Source organism: Pseudomonas sp. EA_65y_Pfl1_P113, assembly GCF_963970525.1.
GTDB classification, from domain to species: Bacteria; Pseudomonadota; Gammaproteobacteria; order Pseudomonadales; family Pseudomonadaceae; genus Aquipseudomonas; species Aquipseudomonas tritici.
Map to the genome: position 1 here is coordinate 1 of NZ_CAXAQM010000520.1, position 465 is coordinate 465.

The 465-nt window shown below is 70.3% G+C and carries 1 protein-coding gene; it reads left to right on the plus strand.

Translation table 11 applies throughout. From position 1 onward, the window contains the following. Positions 1-465: MFS transporter (locus AACY52_RS30865; protein WP_339561474.1), on the plus strand; the 465-nt coding region annotated here is incomplete at both ends.

Here is a 465-nt window from a genome sequence, read left to right on the forward strand (position 1 = left end):
CCGTGATCTCCGACGTCGTGAGCCCGCGCGAGCGCGGACAATACCAGGCCTATTTCTCCAGCGTCTGGATGGTCGGCGGCATCCTCGGCCCCGTCATCGGCGGCGTGTTCGCCGAGCATCTGCACTGGTCGATGATCTTCTGGATCAACCTGCCGCTGACTGCCGCGGCGCTGGCGCTGCTGCTGCCCAAGATGACCAAGATCCCGGTGTTCCACCGCAGGCGCAAGGTCGACTGGCTCGGCGGCGTGCTGCTGATGGCCTCCGCGGTCGTCTTCATGCTGGTCCTGACCTGGGGCGGCACGCGCTTTCCCTGGCTGTCGCCGACCGTGCTGGCGATGGTCGGCGGCGCCGTCGCGCTCGCGGTCAGCTTCGTCTGGCACGCGCGGCGGGCGAGCGAGCCGTTCCTGCCGCTGCCGCTGCTCGGCGGATCGGTCGCGCCCTTTGCGCTGGTCGCGGGCGGCTGCG